The sequence below is a fragment of the Blautia faecicola genome (assembly GCF_004123145.1).
GTDB lineage: Bacteria > Bacillota > Clostridia > Lachnospirales > Lachnospiraceae > Oliverpabstia > Oliverpabstia faecicola.
This window is the reverse complement of the sequence record NZ_SDKC01000001.1, coordinates 3,266,247-3,290,712: the sequence shown is the minus strand read 5'-3', so window position 1 is coordinate 3,290,712 and position 24,466 is coordinate 3,266,247. Positions and strand designations below refer to the sequence as shown.

General features: G+C 44.6%; 21 protein-coding genes. All 21 read left to right on the top strand.

Going from position 1 to position 24,466, the window contains the following annotated elements:
* Positions 1-75 precede the first annotated feature (75 nt).
* The 21 genes from pfkA (at position 76) to ETP43_RS14685 (ending at position 24,452) form a co-directional block, all read left to right on the top strand.
* Positions 76-1,062 carry a 6-phosphofructokinase gene (gene pfkA, locus ETP43_RS14785; RefSeq protein WP_022398853.1) on the top strand — a complete coding sequence of 329 codons (987 nt, stop codon included), beginning with the start codon at positions 76-78 and terminating at the stop codon, positions 1,060-1,062.
* A gap of 124 nt (positions 1,063-1,186) precedes the next feature.
* Positions 1,187-1,975 (top strand): TrmH family RNA methyltransferase, encoded by a 789-nt coding sequence (locus ETP43_RS14780; protein WP_129258951.1) that lies wholly within the window; start codon positions 1,187-1,189, stop codon positions 1,973-1,975.
* A 2-nt stretch (positions 1,976-1,977) separates the two neighbouring features.
* Complete coding sequence (locus ETP43_RS14775) at positions 1,978-3,465, top strand: polysaccharide deacetylase (protein ID WP_129258949.1); 1,488 nt, start codon at positions 1,978-1,980, stop codon at positions 3,463-3,465.
* Between the two features lie 708 nt (positions 3,466-4,173).
* Positions 4,174-5,148 (top strand): cell wall hydrolase, encoded by a 975-nt coding sequence (locus ETP43_RS14770; RefSeq protein ID WP_129258947.1) that lies wholly within the window; start codon positions 4,174-4,176, stop codon positions 5,146-5,148.
* A 325-nt stretch (positions 5,149-5,473) separates the two neighbouring features.
* Positions 5,474-5,905, top strand: a complete 432-nt coding sequence (locus ETP43_RS14765; RefSeq protein WP_129258945.1) for an NfeD family protein — start codon at positions 5,474-5,476, stop codon at positions 5,903-5,905.
* A 12-nt stretch (positions 5,906-5,917) separates the two neighbouring features.
* The gene (locus tag ETP43_RS14760) at positions 5,918-6,859 is read left to right on the top strand and encodes an SPFH domain-containing protein (protein ID WP_022398858.1); all 942 of its coding nucleotides are present in this window, start codon (positions 5,918-5,920) and stop codon (positions 6,857-6,859) included.
* A 151-nt stretch (positions 6,860-7,010) separates the two neighbouring features.
* Entirely contained in the window at positions 7,011-8,204 is a 1,194-nt protein-coding gene (locus ETP43_RS14755) for a patatin-like phospholipase family protein (protein WP_243114308.1), read from the top strand.
* Positions 8,201-9,190: an ornithine carbamoyltransferase gene (argF, locus tag ETP43_RS14750; RefSeq protein WP_129258943.1), complete on the top strand. Its 990-nt coding sequence runs from the start codon at positions 8,201-8,203 to the stop codon at positions 9,188-9,190. Before ETP43_RS14755 ends, argF begins: the two co-directional genes overlap by 4 nt.
* 3 nt (positions 9,191-9,193) lie before the next feature.
* A complete protein-coding gene (locus tag ETP43_RS14745; RefSeq protein WP_129258941.1) occupies positions 9,194-10,183 on the top strand; it encodes a biotin--[acetyl-CoA-carboxylase] ligase in 990 nt (329 codons plus the stop codon).
* A gap of 8 nt (positions 10,184-10,191) precedes the next feature.
* Positions 10,192-10,539 carry a DUF6145 family protein gene (locus tag ETP43_RS14740; protein WP_022398862.1) on the top strand — a complete coding sequence of 116 codons (348 nt, stop codon included), beginning with the start codon at positions 10,192-10,194 and terminating at the stop codon, positions 10,537-10,539.
* A complete protein-coding gene (gene dusB, locus ETP43_RS14735; protein ID WP_129258939.1) occupies positions 10,536-11,495 on the top strand; it encodes a tRNA dihydrouridine synthase DusB in 960 nt (319 codons plus the stop codon). The genes ETP43_RS14740 and dusB overlap by 4 nt, the downstream gene beginning before the upstream one ends.
* A gap of 340 nt (positions 11,496-11,835) precedes the next feature.
* Complete coding sequence (greA, locus tag ETP43_RS14730; protein ID WP_022172015.1) at positions 11,836-12,321, top strand: transcription elongation factor GreA; 486 nt, start codon at positions 11,836-11,838, stop codon at positions 12,319-12,321.
* A gap of 98 nt (positions 12,322-12,419) precedes the next feature.
* Entirely contained in the window at positions 12,420-14,471 is a 2,052-nt protein-coding gene (gene lysS, locus ETP43_RS14725) for a lysine--tRNA ligase (RefSeq protein WP_129258937.1), read from the top strand.
* A gap of 148 nt (positions 14,472-14,619) precedes the next feature.
* Positions 14,620-15,189, top strand: coding sequence for a hypothetical protein (locus ETP43_RS14720; protein ID WP_164979737.1), 570 nt, complete (start codon positions 14,620-14,622; stop codon positions 15,187-15,189).
* Between the two features lie 152 nt (positions 15,190-15,341).
* Positions 15,342-16,727 (top strand): zinc-ribbon domain-containing protein, encoded by a 1,386-nt coding sequence (locus tag ETP43_RS14715; RefSeq protein WP_129259633.1) that lies wholly within the window; start codon positions 15,342-15,344, stop codon positions 16,725-16,727.
* Positions 16,724-16,903, top strand: coding sequence for a hypothetical protein (locus ETP43_RS14710; RefSeq protein WP_129258935.1), 180 nt, complete (start codon positions 16,724-16,726; stop codon positions 16,901-16,903). The genes ETP43_RS14715 and ETP43_RS14710 overlap by 4 nt, the downstream gene beginning before the upstream one ends.
* Before the next feature lie 536 nt (positions 16,904-17,439).
* A complete protein-coding gene (locus tag ETP43_RS14705) occupies positions 17,440-18,264 on the top strand; it encodes a ParA family protein (RefSeq protein WP_129259632.1) in 825 nt (274 codons plus the stop codon).
* On the top strand, positions 18,221-19,168 hold the full coding sequence (locus ETP43_RS14700) for a ParB/RepB/Spo0J family partition protein (RefSeq protein ID WP_129258933.1): 948 nt from the start codon (positions 18,221-18,223) through the stop codon (positions 19,166-19,168). Before ETP43_RS14705 ends, ETP43_RS14700 begins: the two co-directional genes overlap by 44 nt.
* A gap of 285 nt (positions 19,169-19,453) precedes the next feature.
* On the top strand, positions 19,454-23,704 hold the full coding sequence (locus tag ETP43_RS14695) for a SpaA isopeptide-forming pilin-related protein (protein WP_129258931.1): 4,251 nt from the start codon (positions 19,454-19,456) through the stop codon (positions 23,702-23,704).
* Between the two features lie 160 nt (positions 23,705-23,864).
* Positions 23,865-24,161 carry a hypothetical protein gene (locus ETP43_RS14690; RefSeq protein WP_092071888.1) on the top strand — a complete coding sequence of 99 codons (297 nt, stop codon included), beginning with the start codon at positions 23,865-23,867 and terminating at the stop codon, positions 24,159-24,161.
* A 12-nt stretch (positions 24,162-24,173) separates the two neighbouring features.
* Positions 24,174-24,452 (top strand): hypothetical protein, encoded by a 279-nt coding sequence (locus ETP43_RS14685; protein ID WP_117805322.1) that lies wholly within the window; start codon positions 24,174-24,176, stop codon positions 24,450-24,452.
* Positions 24,453-24,466 lie beyond the last annotated feature (14 nt).

Genomic DNA, 24,466 nt, shown 5'->3' with positions numbered 1-24,466 from the left:
TAAAACGATAAGGCGATAGAGCCGGATAATCCAGTTATCCGGTATTAGATTAGATATATTAGTGGAGGGAACATTATGGCAAAAGAACTCAAGACCATTGGCGTATTGACAAGTGGAGGAGATGCTCCGGGAATGAATGCTGCGATCCGTGCGGTTGTTCGTCGTGGACTGAGCAAAGGACTGAACATGAAAGGTATCCTGAAAGGGTATGACGGACTGCTGAACGAAGAGATCATCGATATGTCTGCAAAAGATGTATCTGATATCATCGGTCGCGGTGGTACGATCCTGTATACAGCACGTTGTGCAGAGATGAGAACAGAAGAAGGACAGAAAAAAGCAGCAGATATCTGCAGAAAACACGGCATTGACGGTCTGGTAGTTATCGGTGGTGACGGTTCTTTTGCAGGTGCTCAGAAGCTGGCAAATCTGGGAATCAACGCAGTTGGTATTCCGGGAACCATCGACCTGGACATCGCATGTACAGAATATACCATCGGTTTTGATACCGCTGTGAATACTGCTATGGAAGCAATCGACAAAGTACGTGATACTTCTACTTCTCATGAGCGTTGCAGCGTTATCGAAGTTATGGGAAGAAATGCAGGTTACCTGGCTCTGTGGTGTGGTATCGCCAACGGTGCAGAAGATATCCTGCTTCCAGAAAAATACGATTATGATGAGCAGAAACTGATCAACAACATCATCGAAGGAAGAAAACGTGGTAAAAAACACCACATCATCATCAACGCAGAGGGTATCGGACATTCCAGCAGCATGGCAAAACGTATCGAGGCAGCTACCGGTATTGAAACCCGTGCAACCATTCTGGGTCATATGCAGCGTGGTGGAAGCCCGACATGTATCGACCGTGTACATGCTTCCATGATGGGATCTTATGCAGTAGATCTGCTGGCAGCAGGAAAAACAAAACGTGTCGTTGGATACAAAAACGGCGAATATGTGGACTTTGATATCAACGAAGCACTGGCTATGGAGAAAGGTATTTCCGAATATCAGTACGAAGTTGCAAAATCTCTGTCTGCAAACTATTCCAAATAAAAAAGACGAGAGTGACGGCGGCATACCTTCTGAGTCGGTATGCCGCCGTTTTTGACTCGCGGGCAACAAGCCAAAGTCCATGTTTATATGGAACTTCTATAGAAAATAAAGGAATGGGTATACTATGATAACAAGCAGCAGCAATGCGCAGGTAAAACAGATGATCCAGCTGAATAAGAAAGCCCGGGAGCGCAGAAAGCAGGATGTTTTTCTGGTGGAAGGGTTACGGATGTTCCGGGAGGTTCCGAGGGAACGGCTGGTAAAGACATATGTGTCGGAAAGTTTTCTGGAAGATCCGGAGCATCAGGTACTTTTGCAGGGGATTCCTTATGAAATGGTAAAAGATTCAGTGTTTGCCCAGATGAGTGATACGCTGACGCCGCAGGGAGTGCTTACCGTTGTGCGTCAGTATCATTATACAATGGAAGAACTGATGGGGGAGAAAGAGCACCCGCTGTTTCTCGTCCTCGAAGATCTGCAGGATCCGGGAAATATGGGAACGATTTTCCGAACGGCGGAGGGCGCCGGAGTGGATGGGATCTTTATGAGCGCAAACTGCGTGGATATTTACAATCCAAAGACGATCCGTTCTACGATGGGATCTATTTACCGGGTTCCTTTTGTGATCGCACCGGATCTTCAGGAGGTGTTCGCATGGTTCAAAAAGCAGAGGGTTCGTTCTTATGCGGCACATCTGAAGGGAAAGGGCTGGTATGATGAGGAATCGTATACCGGTGGAACTGCATTTTTGATTGGAAATGAGGGAAATGGTCTGACAGACGCAACCGCCGGTCAGGCAGACTGTCTGATCAAGATTCCAATGAAGGGACAGCTGGAGTCTCTGAATGCCGGGGTGGCAGCAGCTATTCTGATGTATGAGGCATCCAGACAAAGAAGAAAGGAGTATAAATGAAAATGAGTGAGAAGATGGATAAGAAAGCTTTGAAGAAAAAGAAGAAGAAAAAATCTGTGGTGATGAAATCAGTGGTTTTGATCCTTTTACTGGTTGTTCTGGCAGTATGTATTTTCTTTCTGGTGAAGACTCTGAAAAAGGATCAGGCGCAGGGAAGTACACAGAAACCGGATACGGAGCAGAGTCAGGATGGCGCAGATGCTGCGGATGATACGGAAACAGGAGAGGATGCTTCTTCTGACGCACAGGATACGGCAGCACCTGCAGCAGATGCAAAAACGACGGCGATGGAGCAGGCCGAGTATCTGGCAGCTACGTATGATTATGATGGTGCGATCGAGACGTTAAATGGCGTGGAGGGTGCAGCTGATGATCCGGAGATCACGGCAAAGATCGCTGAGTATCAGGCAACGAAGGACAGCTGTGTGCCGGTGAATATGGATGAGGTGACTCATATTTTCTATCATTCTCTGATCGTGGATCCGGATCGTGGTTTTGCGGGAGATGACAGTATCGCAGCCGGTTTCAAGCAGTGGATGACTACGGTGGATGAGTTTAATAAGATCACGCAGGCAATGTATGATAACGGATATGTGCTGGTCCGCCTGAGAGATCTGGTGGTCGAGACAACGGACGAGGATGGCACAGTTCATTTCACTCCGAACACGGAACTGAAGCTTCCGGCAGGGAAGAAGGCGTTTGTATTGTCTCTGGATGATTTGAGTTATTATCACAGTTATGATGGAAGAGGCATTGCTTCGAAGATCGTGCTGGATGAAAATGGAAAACCTACCTGTGAGTATGTACAGGCAGACGGAACGATGGTAACGGGTGCGTATGACTGTGTACCACTTCTGGATCAGTTTATTGAAGAGCATCCGGATGCTTCTTATCACGGTGCAAAGGGTATGATCGCGCTGACGGGTTATGATGGAATCCTGGGTTATCGTACGGACATTGCATACAAGACGCATGAGAATCTGACAGATGACCAGCAGGCATGGCTGGATGCGCATCCGGATTTTAACTGGGATGACGAGCGTGCGGAGGCAACGAAGGTAGCAGATGCGATCAAGGCTGACGGCTGGGAGTTCGCAAGTCATACCTGGGGTCACATCCGGATCGGAGATGCCAGCATGGAGCGGATCCAGACGGATACGCAGAAATGGCTGGAGTATGTAGCACCGCTGGTTGGCGGAACGGATACGATTATTTTCGCACACGGACAGGATCTGGCGGACTGGCATGATTATACGACGGATAATGAGAAGTTTAATTATCTGAGCAGCCAGGGATTCCACTTCTATTGTAATGTGGATTCGAGTCAGTATTTCTTACAGATCCGGGATAATTATGTGCGCCAGGGCAGACGTAATCTGGATGGGTATCGTCTGTGGAATGATGTTCACGGGGATGTGAACCGGACGAGCGATCTGTTCGACGCGAGTCAGATTCTGGACCCGCGGAGGACGGATGTGCCGGCACTGTAAAATATAGAAGTGTTAAATGGCCCTGTCGGGGGGAGAAATCCTTCCGGCGGGGTGTTTTTTATTGGGGAGTGTCGGCAAAACGGACGAAAGTCCGCGCTTGCTCAATAAGACCAGACAACCGCTGGCAACGCTGATCTGAGCTAAGTCCTAAGAAGAACTAAAGTGCCAGTTCGCGGAGAGCCGCTCACTGTCAAGTTCTTCTAAGGACTGGATCTCATCTCGGCTAAAAGCGCCAGCAAAAGGCTGTCTGTTCTTATTGAGCAAGCGCGAACTTTCCGAGTGTTGGCGACGGTAGCGGAAAGGGTTGTGTGGGGAATGTATTCGTAGTGGAGATGTCAATACACAGCAGAAGGAGGCGGGCACCAGGGGTGGGCAACACTGTGTGGGCGGCTAGTTCAAAGTTGCCCTGCCCACGTTGCCCACCCCTGGTGCCCGTCTCCTTCTGCGTCCGTCTTGAACAACCTCCATATATATTGCACACACATGTACACTTTAATCACATTTCGTCATTTACACAATTTTACATCCTGTCCCAAATATCGCCCTCAAAACCTACAATCCACCAAAAATTTTCGGAAAATTCCGCGAAATCCCCCGAAATGTTCCTGTTGACAAGAAAAGTTAAATTTGTTACAATCACACCGTAACAAATCGTAACAAATTTGTAACAAATCGTAAAAAGAACGAAATCAGTAGGAGGTAATTCAAGTGAATAAATTATGGAAAGCAGCAGGGATCCTGGGAGGTGTGCTGGTTGTTACAGCGGGGTCAGGAACACTGGTACTTGCCGATGAGACATCCACAGAAGTTACAGAAGACAATTCCGGGAGTTCGGTTCTCGATACGGATGAATGGGCGCAGAAAGCAGCTGCGAATGTAAACGACTATGCCAATATTCGCCAGGAAGGTTCACAGGAGAGTGAACGCGTAGGCGTACTGCCGAAGGGGGCAACGGCACAGGTAGTAGAACAGGAGGGAGACTGGACAAAGATCACGTCGGGATCTGTAGAAGGGTATGTAAGATCCGATCTCCTCGTATTTGGTGAAGAAGCGAAAAATCTTTACGAAGAATCATATGGCAGTCAGGGAACGGTTACAGCAAGTTCTCTTCGGGTACGGAAAGAGCCGTCCATGGATGCCGGTCAGATAGGAAACATGAAACAGGGAAGCCGGGTAGAGATCCTGGGCCAGGAGGGAGACTGGTATCAGGTAAGTTATGGGGAAGATTCGGCTTACATGTTTGCGGAGTATATTCAGATAGAAGAAACCACAGCACTCAGTGTTGCGGAGTATGAAGCACAGCAGAAAGAAAAAGAGCAGGTCAGCCAGACAGGAACAGCCATGTCTGCATCTGACAGCGAACTGGCACTTCTGGCAGCGATCATTCAGTGTGAGGCAGGGGGAGAAAGCAACACAGGAAAAGTTGCCGTAGGGGCGGTTATTATGAATCGGGTAAGAAGCAGTCAGTTCCCGAACAGTATCACAGAAGTTGTCTACCAGAGCGGACAGTTCTCTCCGGTAGCCAGCGGAATCCTTTCATCTGTATTGAGCCAGGGAGCAAGAAGCGACTGTTATCAGGCAGCGCAGGAAGCACTGGCGGGATCCAATCCGATCGGAAGTGCCCTGTATTTTAACAGCGGAAGCGGCCGTGGACAACAGATTGGAAACCAGCATTTTTATTAAAATATGATACCAGGGTAAAAAGAGTACGAAGTACAGAACAATCCGGTATCGAAAATAACAGGAAAATACCCTGTGAATCTGAAAAAGTAAGAGCTAATTTTAAAAGAATTCTTACAATTTCAGAAGACACGGGGTATTTTGTTGCGTTTTCAGAAAAAATATTGTATGATGGAAGAACCATAGAGAAAAGCAGGCAGCGGAAAGAAAGCGGAAGGCATATTTTCCGAGTGCAGGGAATACACAAAGGTATGGAGCGTGTTCAGAAACAGAACATACATGGCGGGAACAGGCGGAACATACCGGAGGAAGGAAAGGGGGAGGAAACATGGATGCGATTCTATGGCTGGCAGCAGTGGTTGTATTGCTGGTGATTGAGATTGCCACGCTGGGACTTACAACGATCTGGTTTGCCGGAGGTGCACTGATCGCCGGGATAGCGGCGGTGGCAGGTGCAGGAAGTATCGTGCAGTTTGTGATATTTCTGATTGTTTCACTGATATTACTGATTTTTACAAGACCGGTGGCGGTGAAGTATCTGAATGTCAATCGAACCCGTACCAATGCGGAAAGCCTGATTGGGAAAGAGGCTGTGGTGACACAGACGATTGAAAATCTGAAAAATCAGGGTCAGGTGATCGTCGGCGGCATCGAATGGACGGCGCGGACCGACGACAATGAAACGGTGATTGAAAAAGATACGGTCGTGGAGATTGAGCGTATTGAAGGTGTAAAACTGATTGTGAAAAAGAAAGGGTAAAAGGTAAGAAAAATGGGTGGACTTATATTTCTGATATTGGTTTTAGTGCTGATTGTTATTATTGTAACATCCTGTATCAAAGTAGTTCCGCAGGCAAGAGCTTATGTCATTGAACGTCTGGGACTGTATCAGGGAACCTGGGAACCGGGACTGCATTTTAAGATTCCGGTGATTGACCGTGTGGCAAAGAGGGTAAACTTAAAAGAACAGGTAGTGGATTTCCCGCCGCAGCCGGTAATCACAAAAGATAATGTAACGATGCGAATCGATACGGTCGTATTTTACCAGATCACAGATTCCAAATCTTATACTTATAATGTAGAAAATCCGATCATGGCGATTGAAAATCTGACAGCTACCACACTGAGAAATATCATTGGTGATATGGAACTGGATGAGACACTGACTTCCCGTGAAGTGATCAACACCAAGATGCGTGCGGCTCTGGATATTGCGACAGACCCGTGGGGAATCAAAGTAAACCGTGTAGAACTGAAAAACATCATGCCTCCGGCAGCCATCCAGGAAGCTATGGAGAAACAGATGAAGGCAGAGCGTGAACGAAGAGAAGCGATCCTGATCGCAGAAGGTGAGAAAAAATCTACCGTCCTGGTAGCAGAAGGTAAGAAAGAATCTGCGATCCTGGAAGCAGAGGCAGAAAAACAGGCAGCGATTCTTCGCGCAGAAGCGGAAAAAGAAAAGATGATCCGTGAGGCAGAAGGTGAGGCGGAAGCGATCCTGAAAGTACAGCAGGCAAATGCAGATGGTATCCGTTTTCTGAAAGAAGCCGGAGCAGACGAATCGGTTCTGACACTGAAGAGTCTGGAAGCACTGAAAGATATGGCAGACGGAAAAGCAACCAAGATTATTGTACCGTCTGATCTGCAGGGACTGGCAGGACTGGCAACTTCACTGAAAGAGATTATGACAGATAAAAATATTGAGAAAAAATAAGAGGTTTATAAAAAGAGGGGTAATGTTTCCGGGAAAGTCCTGGGGCATTGCCCCTGCTTTCTATTATGCGGGAATAGGCAGAAAATGTTGTTATGCGATATAAAACGGAGACAGTGGCAGATTGCAAAAGGAGAACAGGAGGTGCGGTTAGATGTTGACACCGGTAATTGACACCAGCAAAGAGTACGGGCTGGTTCTGGAAGGCGGAGGCGCGAAGGGCGCGTATCAGATCGGTGCCTGGAAAGCGTTAAAAGAAGCGGGAGTAAAAATCAACGCCGTGGCAGGAACGAGTGTGGGTGCCTTAAACGGTGCGCTGATCTGCATGGATGAACTTGAGCTGGCGCAGCAGATGTGGAGCAATCTGACGTATTCACAGGTAATGGATGTGGACGATACCAAGATGGAGCTGATGCTCGAACGGGAGATGCCGTTTCGGGAAGCTGTCAAAGAAGCCTTTCGCCATATGAGTGAGGGCGGCGTGGATGTGACACCGTTAAAAGATATGCTTGATAAAGTAGTGGATGAAGAGAAAATCAGGAATTCCCCGGTGGATATTTTTATCAAAACGTTCAGCGTGGATGAGATGAAAGAACTCGATATTGATCTCAAAGAAGTGGAACCCGGGCAGATGAAGGATTTTCTGCTGGCGAGCGCCTACATTTTCCCGCTGTTTAAGAATGAAAAACTGCATGGCAAAATGTATATAGACGGGGGTGCGATCAATAATGTACCGCTGGATTCTCTGGTGGATCGCGGTTATGAGAATATCATTATGATCCGGATCTTCGGTATCGGCAGGGAAAAACGGGTAAAAATCCCGGAAGAGACAGATCTTCTGACGGTTGAGCCGAGAGTGAATCTGGGAAATATTATCGACTTTAATCCGAAAAAAAGCGTCCGAAACATGAAAATCGGGTATTACGATGCAAAAAGAATGGTCTACGGACTGAAAGGGAAGATTTATTATATTGAAGAAAATCAGGAAGAATGTTATTATTTAAAGCAGTTGGTGCAGATTCCGGAGAGCAGTCTGGAGAGGCTGTGCCAGTGGCATCATATCAAAGGAAGTGCCGAGTCCCGCTACAGAAGCCTGACCGAACTGATCCTGCCGGGAACGGCTCTGGAATTAAAACTTTCCAGAGAGTGGAATTATAAGGAACTGTATCTGGCGGCACTGGAAGCCACGGCGAAACTGTGCCGGGTACCGAAGTACCAGATCTATACCGTAGAAGAACTTGTGGGAAAAATACAGGAAAAACTGAACCGTATGTTGCAGGAAGAACGGGAGGACCTTCCGGCATTTACCGTATTTTTCGATTCACAACCAGAGGAGGAATTATCATGAATTTGAAAGGACGTCATTTTCTGACATTAAAAGATTATACACCGGAAGAGATCGCTTATCTGCTGGAACTGTCCGCAGATCTGAAAAAGAAAAAGAAAGAGGGAGTTCTGGTAGATACCCTGCGTGGAAAAAATGTAGCACTGATCTTTGAAAAAACCAGCACCAGAACCCGCTGTTCCTTTGAAGTGGCAGCTCATGATCTTGGCATGGGAACCACCTATCTGGATCCGAAGGGATCTCAGATCGGCAAAAAAGAGAGCATCGCAGATACCGCAAAAGTTCTGGGAAGCATGTACGAAGGTATCGAGTACCGTGGATTTGGTCAGGAGATCGTGGAAGAACTGGCAAAATACGCAGGTGTTCCGGTATGGAACGGTCTGACAAACGAATATCATCCGACACAGATGCTGGCAGATATGCTGACCATCCAGGAAAACTTCGGAAGACTCAAAGGCATCAAACTGGTTTATATGGGTGATGCAAGATATAATATGGGAAATTCTTACATGATTGCCTGTGCGAAGATGGGTATGGATTTTGTTGCTTGCGCACCGAAAAAATATTTTCCGAATGAAGAACTGGTAGCACAGTGCCAGGAATATGCAAAAGCATCCGGTGCAACCATCACACTGACCGAAGATGTAATGGAGGGAACCAAAGACGCAGATGTTATCTGCACCGATGTATGGGTATCCATGGGCGAACCGGATGAAGTATGGGCAGAGAGAATCAAGGATCTGTCTCCGTATAAAGTAACGAAGGAAGTTATGACAAATGGCAAGAAAGAAACAATCTTCCTGCACTGTCTGCCGTCTTTCCATGATCTGAATACCGGTATCGGCAAAGAGATGGGCGAGCGTTTTGGTCTGAAAGATATGGAAGTTACCGATGAAGTTTTCCAATCTGAACAGTCCAAAGTATTCCAGGAGGCTGAAAACCGTATGCACACCATCAAAGCTGTGATGGCTGCAACTCTGGGGGCATAATGCATGGAGTCAACAAAGACCAGAATTTTAAAAAAACTGCTGGAGACAGACGGCTATCTGTCCGGGCAGGATTTATGTGAACAGCTGGGGGTGTCCAGAACCGCGGTATGGAAATACATGAAACAGCTGAAAGAAGAAGGCTATGAGATCGAGGCAGTACAAAACAAAGGATATTGCCTGAAAGATGTTCCGGATGTGCTGGGAGAGAGCGAGATCAAGAGCCGTCTGCATACCCGCTGGGCGGGACAGACACTGTATTATTATGATGAGATCGATTCTACCAACACCCAGATCAAGCGGCTGGCGGAAGAAGACGCGCCGCACGGAACGCTGGCAGTGGCGGATTATCAGAGCAAGGGAAAAGGGCGCCGCGGGCATGCATGGGATTCCCCACATGGAAGCGCGATCTATATGTCGATCCTGTTTCGACCGGATATCCGGCCGGATCGGGCTTCGATGCTTACGCTGGTGATCGGACTTTCCGTGGCGCAGGCGATCCGAAGCAATCTGGGGGTGCAGGCACAGATCAAATGGCCGAATGATATCGTGTTAAACGGGAAAAAATTAGTAGGAATTCTGACCGAGATGAGCGCGCAGATGAATTATATCGAATATCTGGTGACGGGAATCGGAATCAATGCCAACCTGCGGGAATTTCCGGAAGAACTGGCGGACAAAGCCACTTCTCTGCAAAAAGAGATCGGGCATAAAGTCAACCGTTCTGCGCTGATCGCAGAATGTATGAAAAAAATAGAAGAAAATTATGAGACATTTGTAAAGACACAGGATCTCAGCGGCATGATGGAAGCGTATCAGGAAGTGCTGGTTAACCAGGATCAGCAGGTGCGCGTGCTGGAACCGGGACATGAATATACCGGTATTGCGAGAGGAATCAATGCGATGGGTGAACTTCTGGTGGAACGGGAAGACGGAACCATCACCGAGGTCTATGCGGGAGAGGTATCTGTCCGCGGTCTTTACGGGTATGTATAGGAGGAAAGATGTACGCAGATCGAATCGTTTTATGTGGCGCCAGTGCCTACGAACAGAAATATTATTTTAATCCGGACTTTGACGCCCTGCCACAGCAGGTAAAGGAAGAGCTGCAGATTCTCTGTGTGATGTATACAGAGGAGATTGGCGGAATCCTGACGCTTGAATTTGACGAAGACGGCAACCTGGAGTTCAAGACGGAAGCCCTTGATGCGGATGCGATGTATGATGAGATCGGCAGTGTGCTGCGTATCAAACAGATCCGGAAAGAAAAACAGGATCTTCTGGCGTCCCTGGAGATGTATTACCGCGTATTCTTCCTCGGTGAAGAGATCGAAGACGGGGAGGAAGGATGAAACTTCAGATAGGAAATGTAACATTGCCGAACCCTGTGGTTCTGGCTCCGATGGCAGGTGTAACAGACCTGCCATTTCGTCTGCTGTGCAAAGAACAGGGCGTGGGACTTTTATGTATGGAGATGGTCAGTGCCAAGGCAATCTATTATAAGAATAAAAATACACAGGATCTGATGCGGATCCTGCCGGAGGAACGACCGGTATCGTTGCAGCTGTTTGGCTCAGATCCGAAGATCATGAGCGAGATGGCAAAACAGATCGAAGAAAAACCGTTTGATATCCTGGATGTCAATATGGGATGCCCGGTGCCGAAGGTGGTAAATAACGGCGAGGGATCCGCACTGATGAAGGATCCGAAACTGGTCCGCGAGATCGTGACGGCGATGGCAAAGGCGATCGACAAGCCAGTGACGGTAAAGATACGAAAAGGATTTGACGAGGATCATGTCAATGCGGTGGAGATTGCAAAGATCATCGAGGACAGTGGAGCGGCAGCGATCGCGGTTCATGGACGGACGCGGCAGCAGTTTTATTCCGGGAAGGCAGACTGGGAGATCATCCGGAAAGTGAAAGAGGCTGTGTCGATCCCGGTGATCGGAAACGGAGATGTGGATTCGCCGCAGAAAGCGAAAGCACTTCTTGAAGAGACCGGCTGTGACGGCGTGATGATCGGCCGCGCCGCACAGGGCAATCCCTGGATCTTCGGGCAGACCGTAGAATATCTGGAACACGGCACGATCCCGAAGAAACCGGAACTTTCTGAAGTGAAGGAGATGATCCGGCGCCATGCCGGTCTGCAGATGAAATATAAGAGTGAGCTTACCGCGATGCGTGAGATGCGAAAACATGTGGCGTGGTATACGGCAGGGTATCCGCATTCGGCACAGCTTCGGGCAGCAGTGAATGAAGTACAGAGCATGGAAGAACTGGAACAGTTGCTGGAAGGGTGGAACTGATCAGGATCATAAGTTTGTGTATTGCGAAACATGTTAGTGAGAACGGAGTGATCAGTAATACAAGGGGAGAATCAGCAGACGAAAACTTCCGGAATGGTTGACATTTTCACGCGTTTCCTTTATAATACTGTGATTGCACAAGGGAGAAAAACAAGTTCTTCAAGTACCGGAAAGCACAGAATCCATAGTGAAGTGAAGGTGAATGGAAGTTTCTGGTATGCAATGTAAAAACGTGTAATATCTATAAATAAGGGACATAATCTAACGCAGAAAATAAAATAGAAATAAAGAGTGATCATACCGTGTCAGATGATCACGGAAAGAAAGGAAACGTAGAAACATGGAAGCAAAGAAAAACTTACTCACATATGCCGGACTGAAAAAACTGGAAGATGAATTACATGACCTGAAGGTTGTAAAAAGAAAAGAAGTAGCAGAAAAGATCAAGGAAGCCAGAGAACAGGGAGACCTTTCCGAGAATGCAGAGTACGATGCAGCAAAAGATGAACAGAGAGATATCGAACTTCGTATTGAAGAGATTGAGAAGATCCTGAAAAATGCAGAAGTTGTTGTGGAAGATGAAGTTGACGAAGGCAAGATCAACGTTGGTTGCAAAGTAAAAGTTCTGGATATGGAATATGATGAAGAGATGGATTTTCAGCTGGTTGGTTCCACAGAAGCAAACAGCCTGCAGGGAAAAATCTCCAATGAATCTCCTGTTGGAAAAGCTCTGATCGGAGCAAAACAGGGTGATGTGGTAGATGTAGAACTGGCTGACGGCGAAGTTATGCAGTATAAAGTATTGAAAATCGAGAGAAATATCTAAGTAACAGGCAATATAAGTAACTATCAGCAAAAGACCAGAAGCGCTGTTTTCAGAATAGGAGACAGACGCATCGCAGCGAAAAAGAAGGAGTGAAAAAGGTGGCAGAGCAGAAGAAGCAGGAGCAGGATACGAATCAGTTATTAAAGGTGCGCCGTGAGAAACTGGCAGAACTGCAGGCAAACGGCAAAGACCCGTTCCAGATTACCAAATTTAACCAGACACATCATTCCCTTGAGGTAAAAGAGATTTATGAAGCGCATGAAGCGGAACTTCTCAAAGACCATAAGGAACCGGAAGTAGAAGGTCTGGATGAAGAACAGAAAAAAGAAGTTCTGAAGAAAGACTATGAAGAAAGAAGAAGCATCATGGATGCAAACCCGATTCATGTAGCCGTAGCAGGCCGTATGATGTTCAAGAGAGTGATGGGAAAAGCTTCTTTCTGTAATATCCAGGATCTGCAGGGAAATATTCAGGTATACGTGGCAAGAGATGCCATCGGCACCGATTCCTACGCAGACTTTAAAAAATCTGATATTGGCGATATTTTCGGTCTGGAAGGATTTGCTTTCAGAACAAGAACCGGTGAGATTTCTATCCATGCAGAGAAAATGACGCTGTTATCCAAGAGTTTACAGATTCTTCCGGAAAAATTCCATGGTCTGACCGATACGGATACCCGTTATCGTCAGAGATATGTAGATCTGATCATGAACCAGGAAAGCAAGAAAGTCTTTATCAAACGTTCTCAGATCCTCAAAGAGATCCGTAACTTCCTTTCCGGACGTGACTTTATGGAAGTAGAAACACCGATGCTGGTTGCAAATGCAGGTGGTGCTGCGGCAAGACCGTTCGAAACACATTACAATGCACTGAACGAAGATGTAAAACTGCGTATTTCTCTGGAACTGTACCTGAAGAGACTGATCGTTGGTGGTCTGGAGAGAGTCTTCGAGATTGGACGAGTATTCCGTAACGAAGGTGTGGACACCCGTCATAACCCGGAATTCACCCTGATGGAGCTGTACCAGGCATATACTGATTATGAAGGCATGATGGAACTGACCGAGTCCATGTTCCGTTATCTGGCAGAAAAAGTCTGCGGTTCCACAAAGATCTCCTACAATGGCATCGAGATCGATCTTGGAAAACCGTTTGAGCGTCTGACCATGAACGATGCCATCAAAAAATATGCAGGTATCGATTTCGACCAGGTTGCAGATGATGAAGCTGCAAAAAAACTGGCAGAAGAACATCATATCGCATACGAAGAGCGCCACAAAAAAGGCGATATCATCAACCTGTTCTTCGAAGAGTTCTGCGAGAAAGAACTGATCCAGCCGACCTTTATCATGGATCATCCGATCGAGATCTCACCGCTGACCAAGAAGAAACCTTCCGATCCTACCAAGGTAGAACGTTTCGAGCTGTTTATCAACACATGGGAAATGTGTAATGCATACTCCGAGCTGAACGATCCGATCGATCAGCGCGAACGTTTTGCAGCACAGGAAGAAGCATTTGCAGCAGGTGATGATGAAGCCAACCATACAGATGAAGACTTCCTGAACGCCCTGGAGATCGGTATGCCTCCGACAGGTGGTATCGGATACGGTATCGACCGTCTGGTAATGCTGCTGACAGACAGCCAGGCAATCAGGGATGTACTGCTCTTCCCGACAATGAAGTCCTTAGATGGTGTAAATAAGAAAAATGATGTAAATAATACAGCTTCTGAAGCACCTGAAAAAAATGTAAAAACTGAGTCTGAAAAGATTGATTTTTCTAAGGTAAAGGTAGAGCCTTTATTTGAGGAATTTGTTGATTTTGATACATTCAGCAAGTCAGATTTCCGTGCAGTAAAGGTTAAAGAGTGTGTTGCAGTACCGAAGTCAAAGAAACTGTTACAGTTTACTCTTGATGACGGAACAGGCACAGACAGAACCATTTTAAGCGGTATTCATAGCTTTTATGAGCCGGAAGAACTGGTTGGAAAGACTCTTATTGCTATCACAAATCTTCCACCGAGAGCTATGATGGGCATTGACTCTTGCGGTATGCTCCTCAGTGCTATCCACGAAGAAGAAGGCGAAGAAAAGCTCCATCTTCTGATGGTTGATGACCATATTCCGGCAGGTGCAAAGCTCTATTAAGATGATGTAAAGATGTACCGTTTTACCAAATAGACGGGACGTACTTCATTTGATAAAAAACTGAAAAAACAGCGATTTACATCAAACTTACATCATTTGATGCAGAAATCGGTGCAAGCAAGAAAAAATCGCATAATTAGTGCAATGAGTGGGCAATTCCAATCGGGATTGCCCATTTTTCAAAATAAATGAAAATGATAATAAAGATTTTATGCAGGATAAAGATATGAATAAAAATGTAGGTGCAGATAAAGATAAATTTACGATTTCTTGTTATGGGATTGAGTTGCCATTTGAATGGTATTCTATGGAATATATTTTAAAAGAGTTAAGAAACAGCAAGTTAAAAAATGTTGTTAAGATGGAAAAAGCTACAAAAGCAAAAATAAAGAAATATTATAAAGAAAACAAGGAAAATCTAGGAGAAAACAATCGTTTCTTTACCTACATTAAGTTTTTTAATGTTAATGGTAAGAACTATGGTATTGTTGCTGGGAAAACTAATTACACTAATCCGGATTTACTATTTGATAGTAGAAACGGAGAAAAAGATAACAGATATGCTAGAATATTTTTAAATAATCCAAGTGGTGCGGAGTGGAGCGAAACGATAGTAATTGTTAATCATGAATCATCCGCTTCTGAATATGCGGACAATCAAGCAGCTTTATTTATAGAATGTTATTTGCAGCGTAAATTCAATTTATTAGATAGCTGATTATATATAAATTATCCAGTTGTTTGCCAGTCTTTTGAGAGAGGAGAAATCCTTTTCTCAAAGGGCTTTTTCTATTTATACGGATATTCGCAAACTACAAGATAAAGCTAAAACTTCATATACTCTAAGCACAAGGAGGTTGAGGTTTGGCTATGAATAACAGTTTAGCAGAAGTACACCCAGAACTCATTTCGGAGTGGTCGGAGAAGAACTTACCACTTACGCCTGAAGATATTACCTTTGGTTCAAATAAAAAAGTATGGTGGAAAGGTGCTTGCGGTCACGAATGGCAGACAAGCGTTAAGGCTCGTTCTAATGGAGAAAAATGCCCGATATGTTCCGGTGCGAGAGTGATTGCAGGTATTAACGATTTGGCGACATTAGAGCCATTACTGGTAAAGCAGTGGTCGAAAAAGAATAAGATAAAACCGACAGAGGTTTCTATTGGTTCTCATAAGAAAGTGATTTGGAGATGTGAGAAAGGACACGAGTGGGAAGCTGCCGTTAAGAGCAGGACAATAAATAAAACAGGTTGTCCGTATTGCTCCCATAATAAAGTGTTGGCAGGATTTAATGACCTTGCAACACTTCTGCCGGATATAGCAGCCGAGTGGTCGGACAGAAATTATCCGTTACTTCCAACTCAGGTTACGGTCTTTGCTAATCGAAAGGCTTGGTGGAAGTGTAAGGATTGCGGCAGAGAGTGGAACAGCCTTATCTCTACCCGTTCCGGTGGGAGTAAATGCCCGTATTGCAGTGGGTACATATTCCTGAAAGGGTTTAACGATTTGCAGACAACACACCCTGAAATTGCTTCGGAGTGGTCGGAGAAGAACTTGCCATTAAAACCTGATGAAGTAAATGCAAAGTCGAGGAAAAATGTCTGGTGGAGGTGCAGTAAATGCGGTAACGAGTGGAAATCAGTTATCAATGCCCGTGTGAAAGGTACGGTATGCCCCGTTTGTGCGGAGAGAGAAGTCCTTGCCGGATATAATGATTTGGCGACAACAGATAATCAGCTTCTTATCGAATGGGATTATGAAAAGAATAAATTTCAACCGACAGAAGTATCACGAAATTCAGCAAAGAGAGTGTGGTGGAAATGCAGGCACGGTCATTCGTGGAGTATGAAGATAAATGAAAGAACGATATTGAATAAAGGCTGTCGAATTTGTGAGCAGGAGTATTTATTTCTATTTCCTGCTTTGGCTGTCAGCTATTATTCTAATAGGAAAGGCTTGAAAGCAGAACTTGGTTCAGACCGATTGCTTGGAGTTCCGCTTGAAACATACATACCTTCAGAAAAGTTGGCTATTGAGTCAGAAAGTGCCGACGAGAATATAGAAATAATGAAAGAGTATATGTGTAAGCAACGAGGAATAAGGCTGATTAAACTGCCGATGAAAGGCACAGAACTGGATTATGCCGACAGCTTAAAAAGAACTTTTCAGAGCGTACATATATTTATTTCTTCCGATACCGAGGAAGATGTGGAGATAATCAGAAATACATTTGAAAGATGGAGGAACAGCCAATGAGAGAGAAAACCTATCATATATACTTAAAAGAAGAAGAACGAAGCCGAGTGATACAATCGCTCATCGAACTGAAGAACAATTTAGCAGCTCAAGGACGATACACCGACGCAGTAGATGATGTTCTCTGTAAAGTGCTTGGTGCAAAGAAAAAGAAATTAAAAATTGAATATATTTAGAACGTGGTTTGCCGTCTGTTTCCTAACTGGAGCAGGCGGCTTTTTTTATTTCAAAAAAATTTTTTGAAAAATTTTCGGAAAAGCGGCGATTTTGGGTGTGCATTTCATACCCCGTTGTCCAAATGAGTGAAGGGGTTGATTCCGGATAGCAAAAAACGGAAACCTTTTCGCTTGAAAATTGAATAAGTCATTCACTAAGACTTTATTTCTGATGATAGCCACTTTAGCAGGTACGCCGTGATTTCTGTATTTCAGAATAGCGAGAACTCCGGCTATGAGTATCAGGCTGCCCCTGATATGGCGATGACAGTCAGAATGATAATGATACTTCTCTACGGAGCTGGCGGAGTACCCGGCAGAGGTTAGAATCCTATGATACAGATAAGCAGTCTGTTCCTTAGTGACTTCCCATAAGCATTTTGCTTGGCAAGGGGTGTTGAGAACAAATATTGCTATGACCGATTAGGAAATGAGTCGGTCAGGTACATAGCCATAATGCGGTGGCTATGAATTTTCAGAAAGGAGGGCAAAAAGAAGTGTCGAACTGCAAAACGATTGCCGTATGCAATCAGAAAGGCGGAGTCGGTAAAACCACTACAACGGTTAATCTTGGAGTCGGACTTGCAATGCAGGGCAAGAAAGTATTGCTCATAGACGCAGACCCGCAGGGCGATTTAACGACTTGTCTTGGTTGGCAGGATACAGACGGTTTGGGTATCACGCTTGCAACGAAACTCACAGATGTAATCAATGAAACGATGACAGACCCTATGGTTGGTATCCTGCACCACGAAGAAGGTGTTGACCTTGTTCCGGCAAACCTTGAGCTTTCAGCAATGGAATTTAACCTTGTAAACGCAATGAGCAGAGAAACTACCCTCAAGAATTATTTGAGTCAAGTGAAAAACAGATATGATTATGTAATTATAGACTGTATGCCTTCACTTGGTATGGTTACTCTCAATGCTTTATCGGCGGCAGACAGTGTTATCATTCCGGTTCAGGCTCAGTATTTGCCTGCAAAGGGTATGACACAGCTTGTGCAGACCATTTCAAAAGTAAAGAAGTATATCAATCCGGATATTAAGATAGACGGTATGCTTCTTACTTTGGTGGATAGCCGAACAAACCTTGCAAAGAGTACAGTGGAAGCACTCAGGGCGAATTTTGGTAATCAGATAAGAATGTATCGAACACAAATCCCGATTGCCGTAAAAGCCGCTGAAACTTCTTCCAAAGGCAAGAGCATTTATGCTTATGAGCCAAACAGTACAGTGTCTAAGGCATACACTGAATTTACAAAGGAGGTGTTAGCCGATGGCAGGAAGAAAGAGCGACTTCACTCTCACGAAGCTCGATGATTTATTTACCACGCAGGCACAAAGAGATGAAGAACAGCTTTCAAAAATCCGAGATATTCCGTTAGAGCTGATTGATGATTTTCCCGACCACCCGTTTAAGGTCAGGGACGATGAAGATATGATGCAGCTTGTGGAGAGTGTCAAGGAAAGAGGGGTTATTACTCCGGCAACGGTAAGGCAGAAAGAGGACGGCAGATATGAACTTGTTTCAGGGCACAGACGAAAGCGAGCGTGTGAACTGGCAGGATTTGAAACACTGCGAAGTGAGATTGTAGACCTGAACAGAGATGAAGCGACCATTTTAATGGTTGAGAGTAATTTTCAGAGGTCAGAGATATTGCCGAGTGAAAAAGCCTTTGCTTATAAAATGCGTTTGGAAGCAATGAAAAGGCAAGCAGGCAGACCGAGCAAAGAAAATGGAGTCCCAGTGGGACACAATTCTATTGTGGGTAAATCAAGAGAGATTTTAGCTTCTGAGAGTCAGGATAGTAACACACAAATACAGCGTTATGTTCGTCTGACAAACCTTGTTCCCGAACTGCTTGAATTTGTTGATGAGGGGCGTATTAAAATGCGTCCTGCCGTAGAACTTTCCTATCTTGATGAAGATTGCCAGCGTGATGTGGTTGATGAAATTGACCTGAATGACGCAACCCCGTCACACGACCAGACAATCCGTATGCGAAAGTTATTCAACGAGGGCAATCTTACAACAGAAGCAATCCACGCTGTTATGTCTGAGGAAAAGCCGAACCAAAGGGAAAAAATCGTGTTGAGGGGCGACAGAGTAAGACAGCTTATCCCGAAAAACATTCCCGTCAGTCAGACGGAGGATTTTGTCTGCAAGGCATTGGAGCATTATAACAAGTTTTTGCGTAACCGTGCAGAGCGTGACAGCAGATAGCTTGTTTTACAGTTCCCCTTTCTCACACTCTAACCCCTTAGTTATACTTTTACCTACCGAAAATGATATATATTATCTCACTTGAATATAGCTATCTCAAAGTATATGTCTATCTCTAAGGAGTAGTCGCACAATAGGAACGGACTGGAGGTGTATGGTAAAATGAAAAATTAACGAAAAAACCGCATTTGTTTTTCGGCAGGTAAATTCTGCCGTAAGAGAAAATCCACAAAGGCACATCGTAGCGATACGGTGTGTTTTTCAATTTTTACAGGAGGAAACGCAATGATAAAGTCAAAATTCAAAAGAGTCACGTCGCTTTTCTTGGCGACCCTTATGTGTGTGACCACTTTTGCAGGCATTGGCTCGACCACGGCATTTGCAGCTTCGGGAGAAAAAGCCGATGTTTATATGGTCGATTTCCCTCGTGATGGCGATGCTAATTACGATGGGGTATGGGGACATAGCAATTTGACCTTGAAAAATGGTTGGCATACCGGACGTTCCAATTTTACCAATCTAAAGGCTATCGGCTCATACTCAGGCAATGTTGCTTATTGTATTGAGCCGGGAGTTTCGCTCAAGGTCGGTCAGACAATGAATAAGTATGACGAAAATTATTTTAATAACCTTGCAGCCAACGGGGTTATTTCCGGAGATGAAATCCGTCTTTTCGTTGGTCGTATTTTACAGTATGGCTACCGTGGGACAATCTCGACATCTTGGAGGTCACAGAATGAAGCAGCAGCAAACAGCATTGCACAGGCTTATGCCACACAGCTTCTTATCTGGGAAACTGTTATCGGAGAGCGTGATGCGAACTTCAATCATGTAGCAGCCAGTGGTTGCAGCAATGTGAAAGATGTCATCAATGCAAAGCATCCGCTCCGCAATAAGATTTTTAGTTATTACAACAGTATGGTGCAGAGTGTACAGAACCATGCGACCATACCGAGCTTTTGTAATAAATCATCCGGTTCGGCAAAGACAATAGAACTTGAGTGGAACGGAAGTAAGTACACAACTACTCTGACAGACTCCAATAATGTGCTTTCCAAATATGATTTTAAGGCAAGTATCAGTGGAGTGAGTTTTTCGGTAGACGGCAACAAACTTACGGTTTCTATGGATACTGCACCGAGTAAGGAATTTACCATTACCGCAACCAAGAAAAATGCAGTCCGCAGAGGTGTGGTTGTATGGTCAGAGGGTAAACACAACCAAAATTCCAGTGTGCAAGATGTTGTCAGCTATGCTCAGGAAGTAAGCGACAGTATCAACGGTTATGTGAAGATGAAAGTCAGCTATGGTTCTTGTCAGATTGTAAAGACAAGTGAGGACGGCAAGGTTGATGGTATCAACTTCACGATTAACGGAAACGGTATCAATCAGACGGTTACAACAGCCAATGGCGGTAAGTTCCAGATTGATAACCTTATGCCGGGTATCTATACCGTAACCGAGCAGGCATACGACAAGTATGAGCCGCAGGAAACACATAGAGTTACCGTTGTAGCAGGGCAGGTTGCAAAGGTCACTTTCAATAACAAATTGAAGCGTGGCGACCTTCAGGTGGTTAAATCCTCAGAAGATAACCTCGTAGAAGGTGTGAAGTTCCATCTTTTCGGTACTTCTCTTTCCGGTGCTGCCGTTGACCAGTATGCAGTTACGGATAAAAACGGTGTGGCAACTTTCAAAGATGTGCTTATCAGTGGTTCTGAACCATATACCCTTGAAGAAGTAGACACAGCTATCCGTTATGTTGTGCCGAAAAATCAGACTGCACCAGTGAAGTGGAAAGAAGTAACCACAAGAAACTTCAACAATATTTTGAAGAAATTTACTGTAACAGTAACAAAGAGCGACGCAGAGAAAGGCGAAGCACAGGGCAATGCCAAACTTTCAGGAGCAGTTTACGGTATCTATAAGGGAGAAACGCTTGTTGATAAGTATGTTACTGATGAAAACGGTCAGTTCACTACCAAAGAATATGTTTGTGATACCGACTGGACAATCCGTGAAATTACACCGAGTGAAGGCTATCTCCTTGATAAGACCATTCACAAGGTAGGTGCAGACCCGAAACTTTATGAGGTGGAACACAACCTTACTTCCAATGATGTAACCGAGCAGGTAATCAAAGGTAACGTGGCTATCATTAAACACACTGATGATGGAGAAACAAAGATTGAAACTCCTGAAAAGGGTGCTTCCTTTGAGATTTATTTGAAATCTGCCGGAAGCTATGACGCAGCCAATAAAGACGAGAGAGATACTATCGTTTGCGATGAAAATGGCTTCGGTCAGACAAAAGATATGCCGTATGGTATTTATACCGTACACCAGACTTCCGGTTGGGAAGGCAGAGAGATGATGGATGATTTTGATGTGTTCATTTCACAGAACGCACAGACCTACCGTTATCTTATCAATAACCGTAACTTCGAGAGCTTTGTCAATGTAGTCAAGGTGGACGCAGAAAGCGGAAAGAGTATTCCGTATGCAGGAGCAGGATTTAAGATTTACGACCCGCAGGGCAATCAGGTCAAAATGACCTTTACTTATCCGACACCAACCACGATTGATGTGTTCTATACCGACGCAAATGGTTCTCTTGTCACACCTGAGAAACTGGATTACGGCAAGGGATATTCTATCGTAGAGGTACAAGCTCCATATGGATATGTACTTGATGATACTCCGGTATATTTTGATATTACCGAAGAAAATTCCACAGAGGAAGGCGGCGTAACTGTTGTGAAAGTCAATAAGCCGAATATGGCACAGAAAGGTACTATCATGGTTGAAAAGACCGGAGAAGTATTTAGCGGTGTCAATGTAAGTGGTTCTGAGGACAGTGATGTTATCTATCAGCCTGTTTATGAAGTGGCAGGACTTGAGGGTGCAGTTTATGAAGTCCGTGCTGCGGAAGATATTAGTACACCGGACGGTACACTCCGCTATTCAAAGGGCGAAGTGGTAGATACTATCACAACAAGCTCCAATGGGTTTGTTAAGAGCAAAGAACTTTATCTCGGAAAATACGAGGTCAAGGAAATTACCGCACCTTACGGAATGGTAGTCAGTGGCGAAACACATACGGTTGAGTTTACTTATGCAGGTCAGAATATATCTGTTACCGAAACTTCCACATCATTCTATAACGAAAGACAGAAAGTGCAGGTAAGCCTTGCAAAAGCCATTGAAAAGGATAAGACATTTGGTATTGGCGACAACGGAGAAATCAAAAATATCAGCTTTGGTCTTTATGCCGCAGAAGATATTGTATCTGCAAGCGGTACAGTTATTCCGGCTGATGGACTGATTGAGATTGTCAGTGTAAATGAAAATGGAACTGCTGATATGAAGTCAGACCTTCCGTTTGGCAAATACTATGTCAAAGAGATTGCAACCGATGAGCATTATGTTCTCTCAGATACGAAATATCCGGTTGCATTTGAATACGCAGGTCAGGATACCGCAACGGTTGAAATAAAAGTGAATGACGGAAAAGAAATCAAGAATGAACTTATCTATGGTTCTGTATCAGGTAAGAAGATTGATGAGAATGGAGAAGCACTTGAGGGTGCTGTTATCGGTATCTTCAAAGCCGAAGAAACAGAATTTACAAAGGATACTGCACTTATGACGACTACCTCTGCAAAAGACGGTAGTTTTTCTTTTGCAAAAGTTCCTTATGGCAAATGGATTGTAAGAGAAATCGAGCAGCCAAAGGGATTTGTTCTTGATGAAAAAGCGTATGAGGTCAATATCAGTGAAGCCGAGCAGGTAGTTGAAATCGAGATTGTCAATGAGTATGTTCACGGCAATATCAGACTCACAAAAGTGGACGCTGAATATCCAGATAACAAGCTTACGGGTGCAACCTTTGAGGTATATAAGGACACCAATGAGAACGGAAAGATTGATGATGGCGATGAACTTATCGGAAATCTTGAAGAAACTGAAACCGGAATTTATGAGATGAAAGAGTTGCTTTACGGAAAATATATTGTCCGTGAAACAAAAGCACCGGAGGGCTTCCTGCTTGATAAGGGAGAATACTCTGTTTTCATTGAAAAGGACGAAACAACTTATTCCGTTGAGAATAAGGCAGGCGTTGGATTCATCAATGAAGCTATGCGTGGAACACTGAAAATCGTCAAGACATCTTCGGACGGTAAGGTCAAAGGTTTTGCGTTCAGAGTAACCGGAGCAAATGGTTATGATATGACATTTGAAACAGATAAGAACGGTGAAATCGTGATTGAGGGACTTCGTATTGGCGAATATACCGTATCAGAGGTGGCTAACAATGCGTCTGCCGCATATATCACACCTGCCGACCAGAATGTTACTATCAAACTTGATGAAACAGCCGTCGTAAAAATGCACAATGAATTAAGGGATACTCCGAAAACAGGAGATGATACCAATATGAAATTTTGGTATGTCCTTGCCGGACTTTCTGCTGTCGGTATCGCCGTAACTTCTGTTGTTGCACACAAAAAGAAGAAAAAGGAGGGTAACGAGTAATGGAAGCAAAGACAATTATCGCTATCGCATTAGTCGCCGTTATTGTCGGCGGCTTTATCTTTCTTCAGGTTAAAAACCGTAAGAAGTAAGAAATAACCGAATATTAACCAGTCGGGGCAGAGCATAAAAAACTCTGTCCCTTTTTTTTTGGAGGAACACTATGAAACAACAGAAAACGGTTGAGAGCCGAGTGCTTGAAATCTTAAAGGAATGCCCGATGTCGAGGTATGATGATATGCTTCTCATTCTGCATTATTACAACCGATACGGATATATTCCTGCCGGAAAACTTCCGCTTGAAGATATTGTATTTAATTACAGAGCATACGGACTTCCTTGCTTTGAAACCATACGCAGGGCAAGGCAGAGAGTACAGTCCCTTTTTCCTGAGTATTCACGCAATCCGCAGAAAGAAGAACAAAGTGGCGGTATTTCTATTGTAATCAACATTGGTTAAGGAGGTATTTTCGTGAAAGACAAAGCAACTTTTCAGAATAAGGTCAAGGTGCTGAATAAACTCTTTGACTCCGGTTGTGATACGGAGAAAAAGTTGCAGCAGCTTGATATGGAAGCAATCCTGAAAATTCCAAATATCACTATTCCCGATATGGGTGTGATTATGGAACTTCAGAAGAATACAAAGTCCGGTAAACTCTTTTCGTATTTGGGCGGAGGTTCTGATGAAGCAGTAAAAAATAACAGAGGTAACAATGAAAAGAAAGAGCCTGCTATGCAGGAGCAGAGATAAGAAACGATAAGGAG

Coding starts and splice junctions, on each gene's coding strand:
- ETP43_RS14760 (WP_022398858.1), top strand. CDS start 5,918: ATGGGTGGACTTATATTTCTGATATTGGTTTTAGTGCTGATTGTTATT.
- ETP43_RS14780 (WP_129258951.1), top strand. CDS start 1,187: ATGATAACAAGCAGCAGCAATGCGCAGGTAAAACAGATGATCCAGCTG.
- ETP43_RS14745 (WP_129258941.1), top strand. CDS start 9,194: ATGGAGTCAACAAAGACCAGAATTTTAAAAAAACTGCTGGAGACAGAC.
- ETP43_RS14765 (WP_129258945.1), top strand. CDS start 5,474: ATGGATGCGATTCTATGGCTGGCAGCAGTGGTTGTATTGCTGGTGATT.
- dusB (WP_129258939.1), top strand. CDS start 10,536: ATGAAACTTCAGATAGGAAATGTAACATTGCCGAACCCTGTGGTTCTG.
- ETP43_RS14700 (WP_129258933.1), top strand. CDS start 18,221: ATGGCAGGAAGAAAGAGCGACTTCACTCTCACGAAGCTCGATGATTTA.
- ETP43_RS14710 (WP_129258935.1), top strand. CDS start 16,724: ATGAGAGAGAAAACCTATCATATATACTTAAAAGAAGAAGAACGAAGC.
- pfkA (WP_022398853.1), top strand. CDS start 76: ATGGCAAAAGAACTCAAGACCATTGGCGTATTGACAAGTGGAGGAGAT.
- ETP43_RS14690 (WP_092071888.1), top strand. CDS start 23,865: ATGAAACAACAGAAAACGGTTGAGAGCCGAGTGCTTGAAATCTTAAAG.
- ETP43_RS14715 (WP_129259633.1), top strand. CDS start 15,342: ATGAATAACAGTTTAGCAGAAGTACACCCAGAACTCATTTCGGAGTGG.
- greA (WP_022172015.1), top strand. CDS start 11,836: ATGGAAGCAAAGAAAAACTTACTCACATATGCCGGACTGAAAAAACTG.
- argF (WP_129258943.1), top strand. CDS start 8,201: ATGAATTTGAAAGGACGTCATTTTCTGACATTAAAAGATTATACACCG.
- ETP43_RS14775 (WP_129258949.1), top strand. CDS start 1,978: ATGAGTGAGAAGATGGATAAGAAAGCTTTGAAGAAAAAGAAGAAGAAA.
- ETP43_RS14755 (WP_243114308.1), top strand. CDS start 7,011: ATGTTGACACCGGTAATTGACACCAGCAAAGAGTACGGGCTGGTTCTG.
- ETP43_RS14740 (WP_022398862.1), top strand. CDS start 10,192: ATGTACGCAGATCGAATCGTTTTATGTGGCGCCAGTGCCTACGAACAG.
- ETP43_RS14695 (WP_129258931.1), top strand. CDS start 19,454: ATGATAAAGTCAAAATTCAAAAGAGTCACGTCGCTTTTCTTGGCGACC.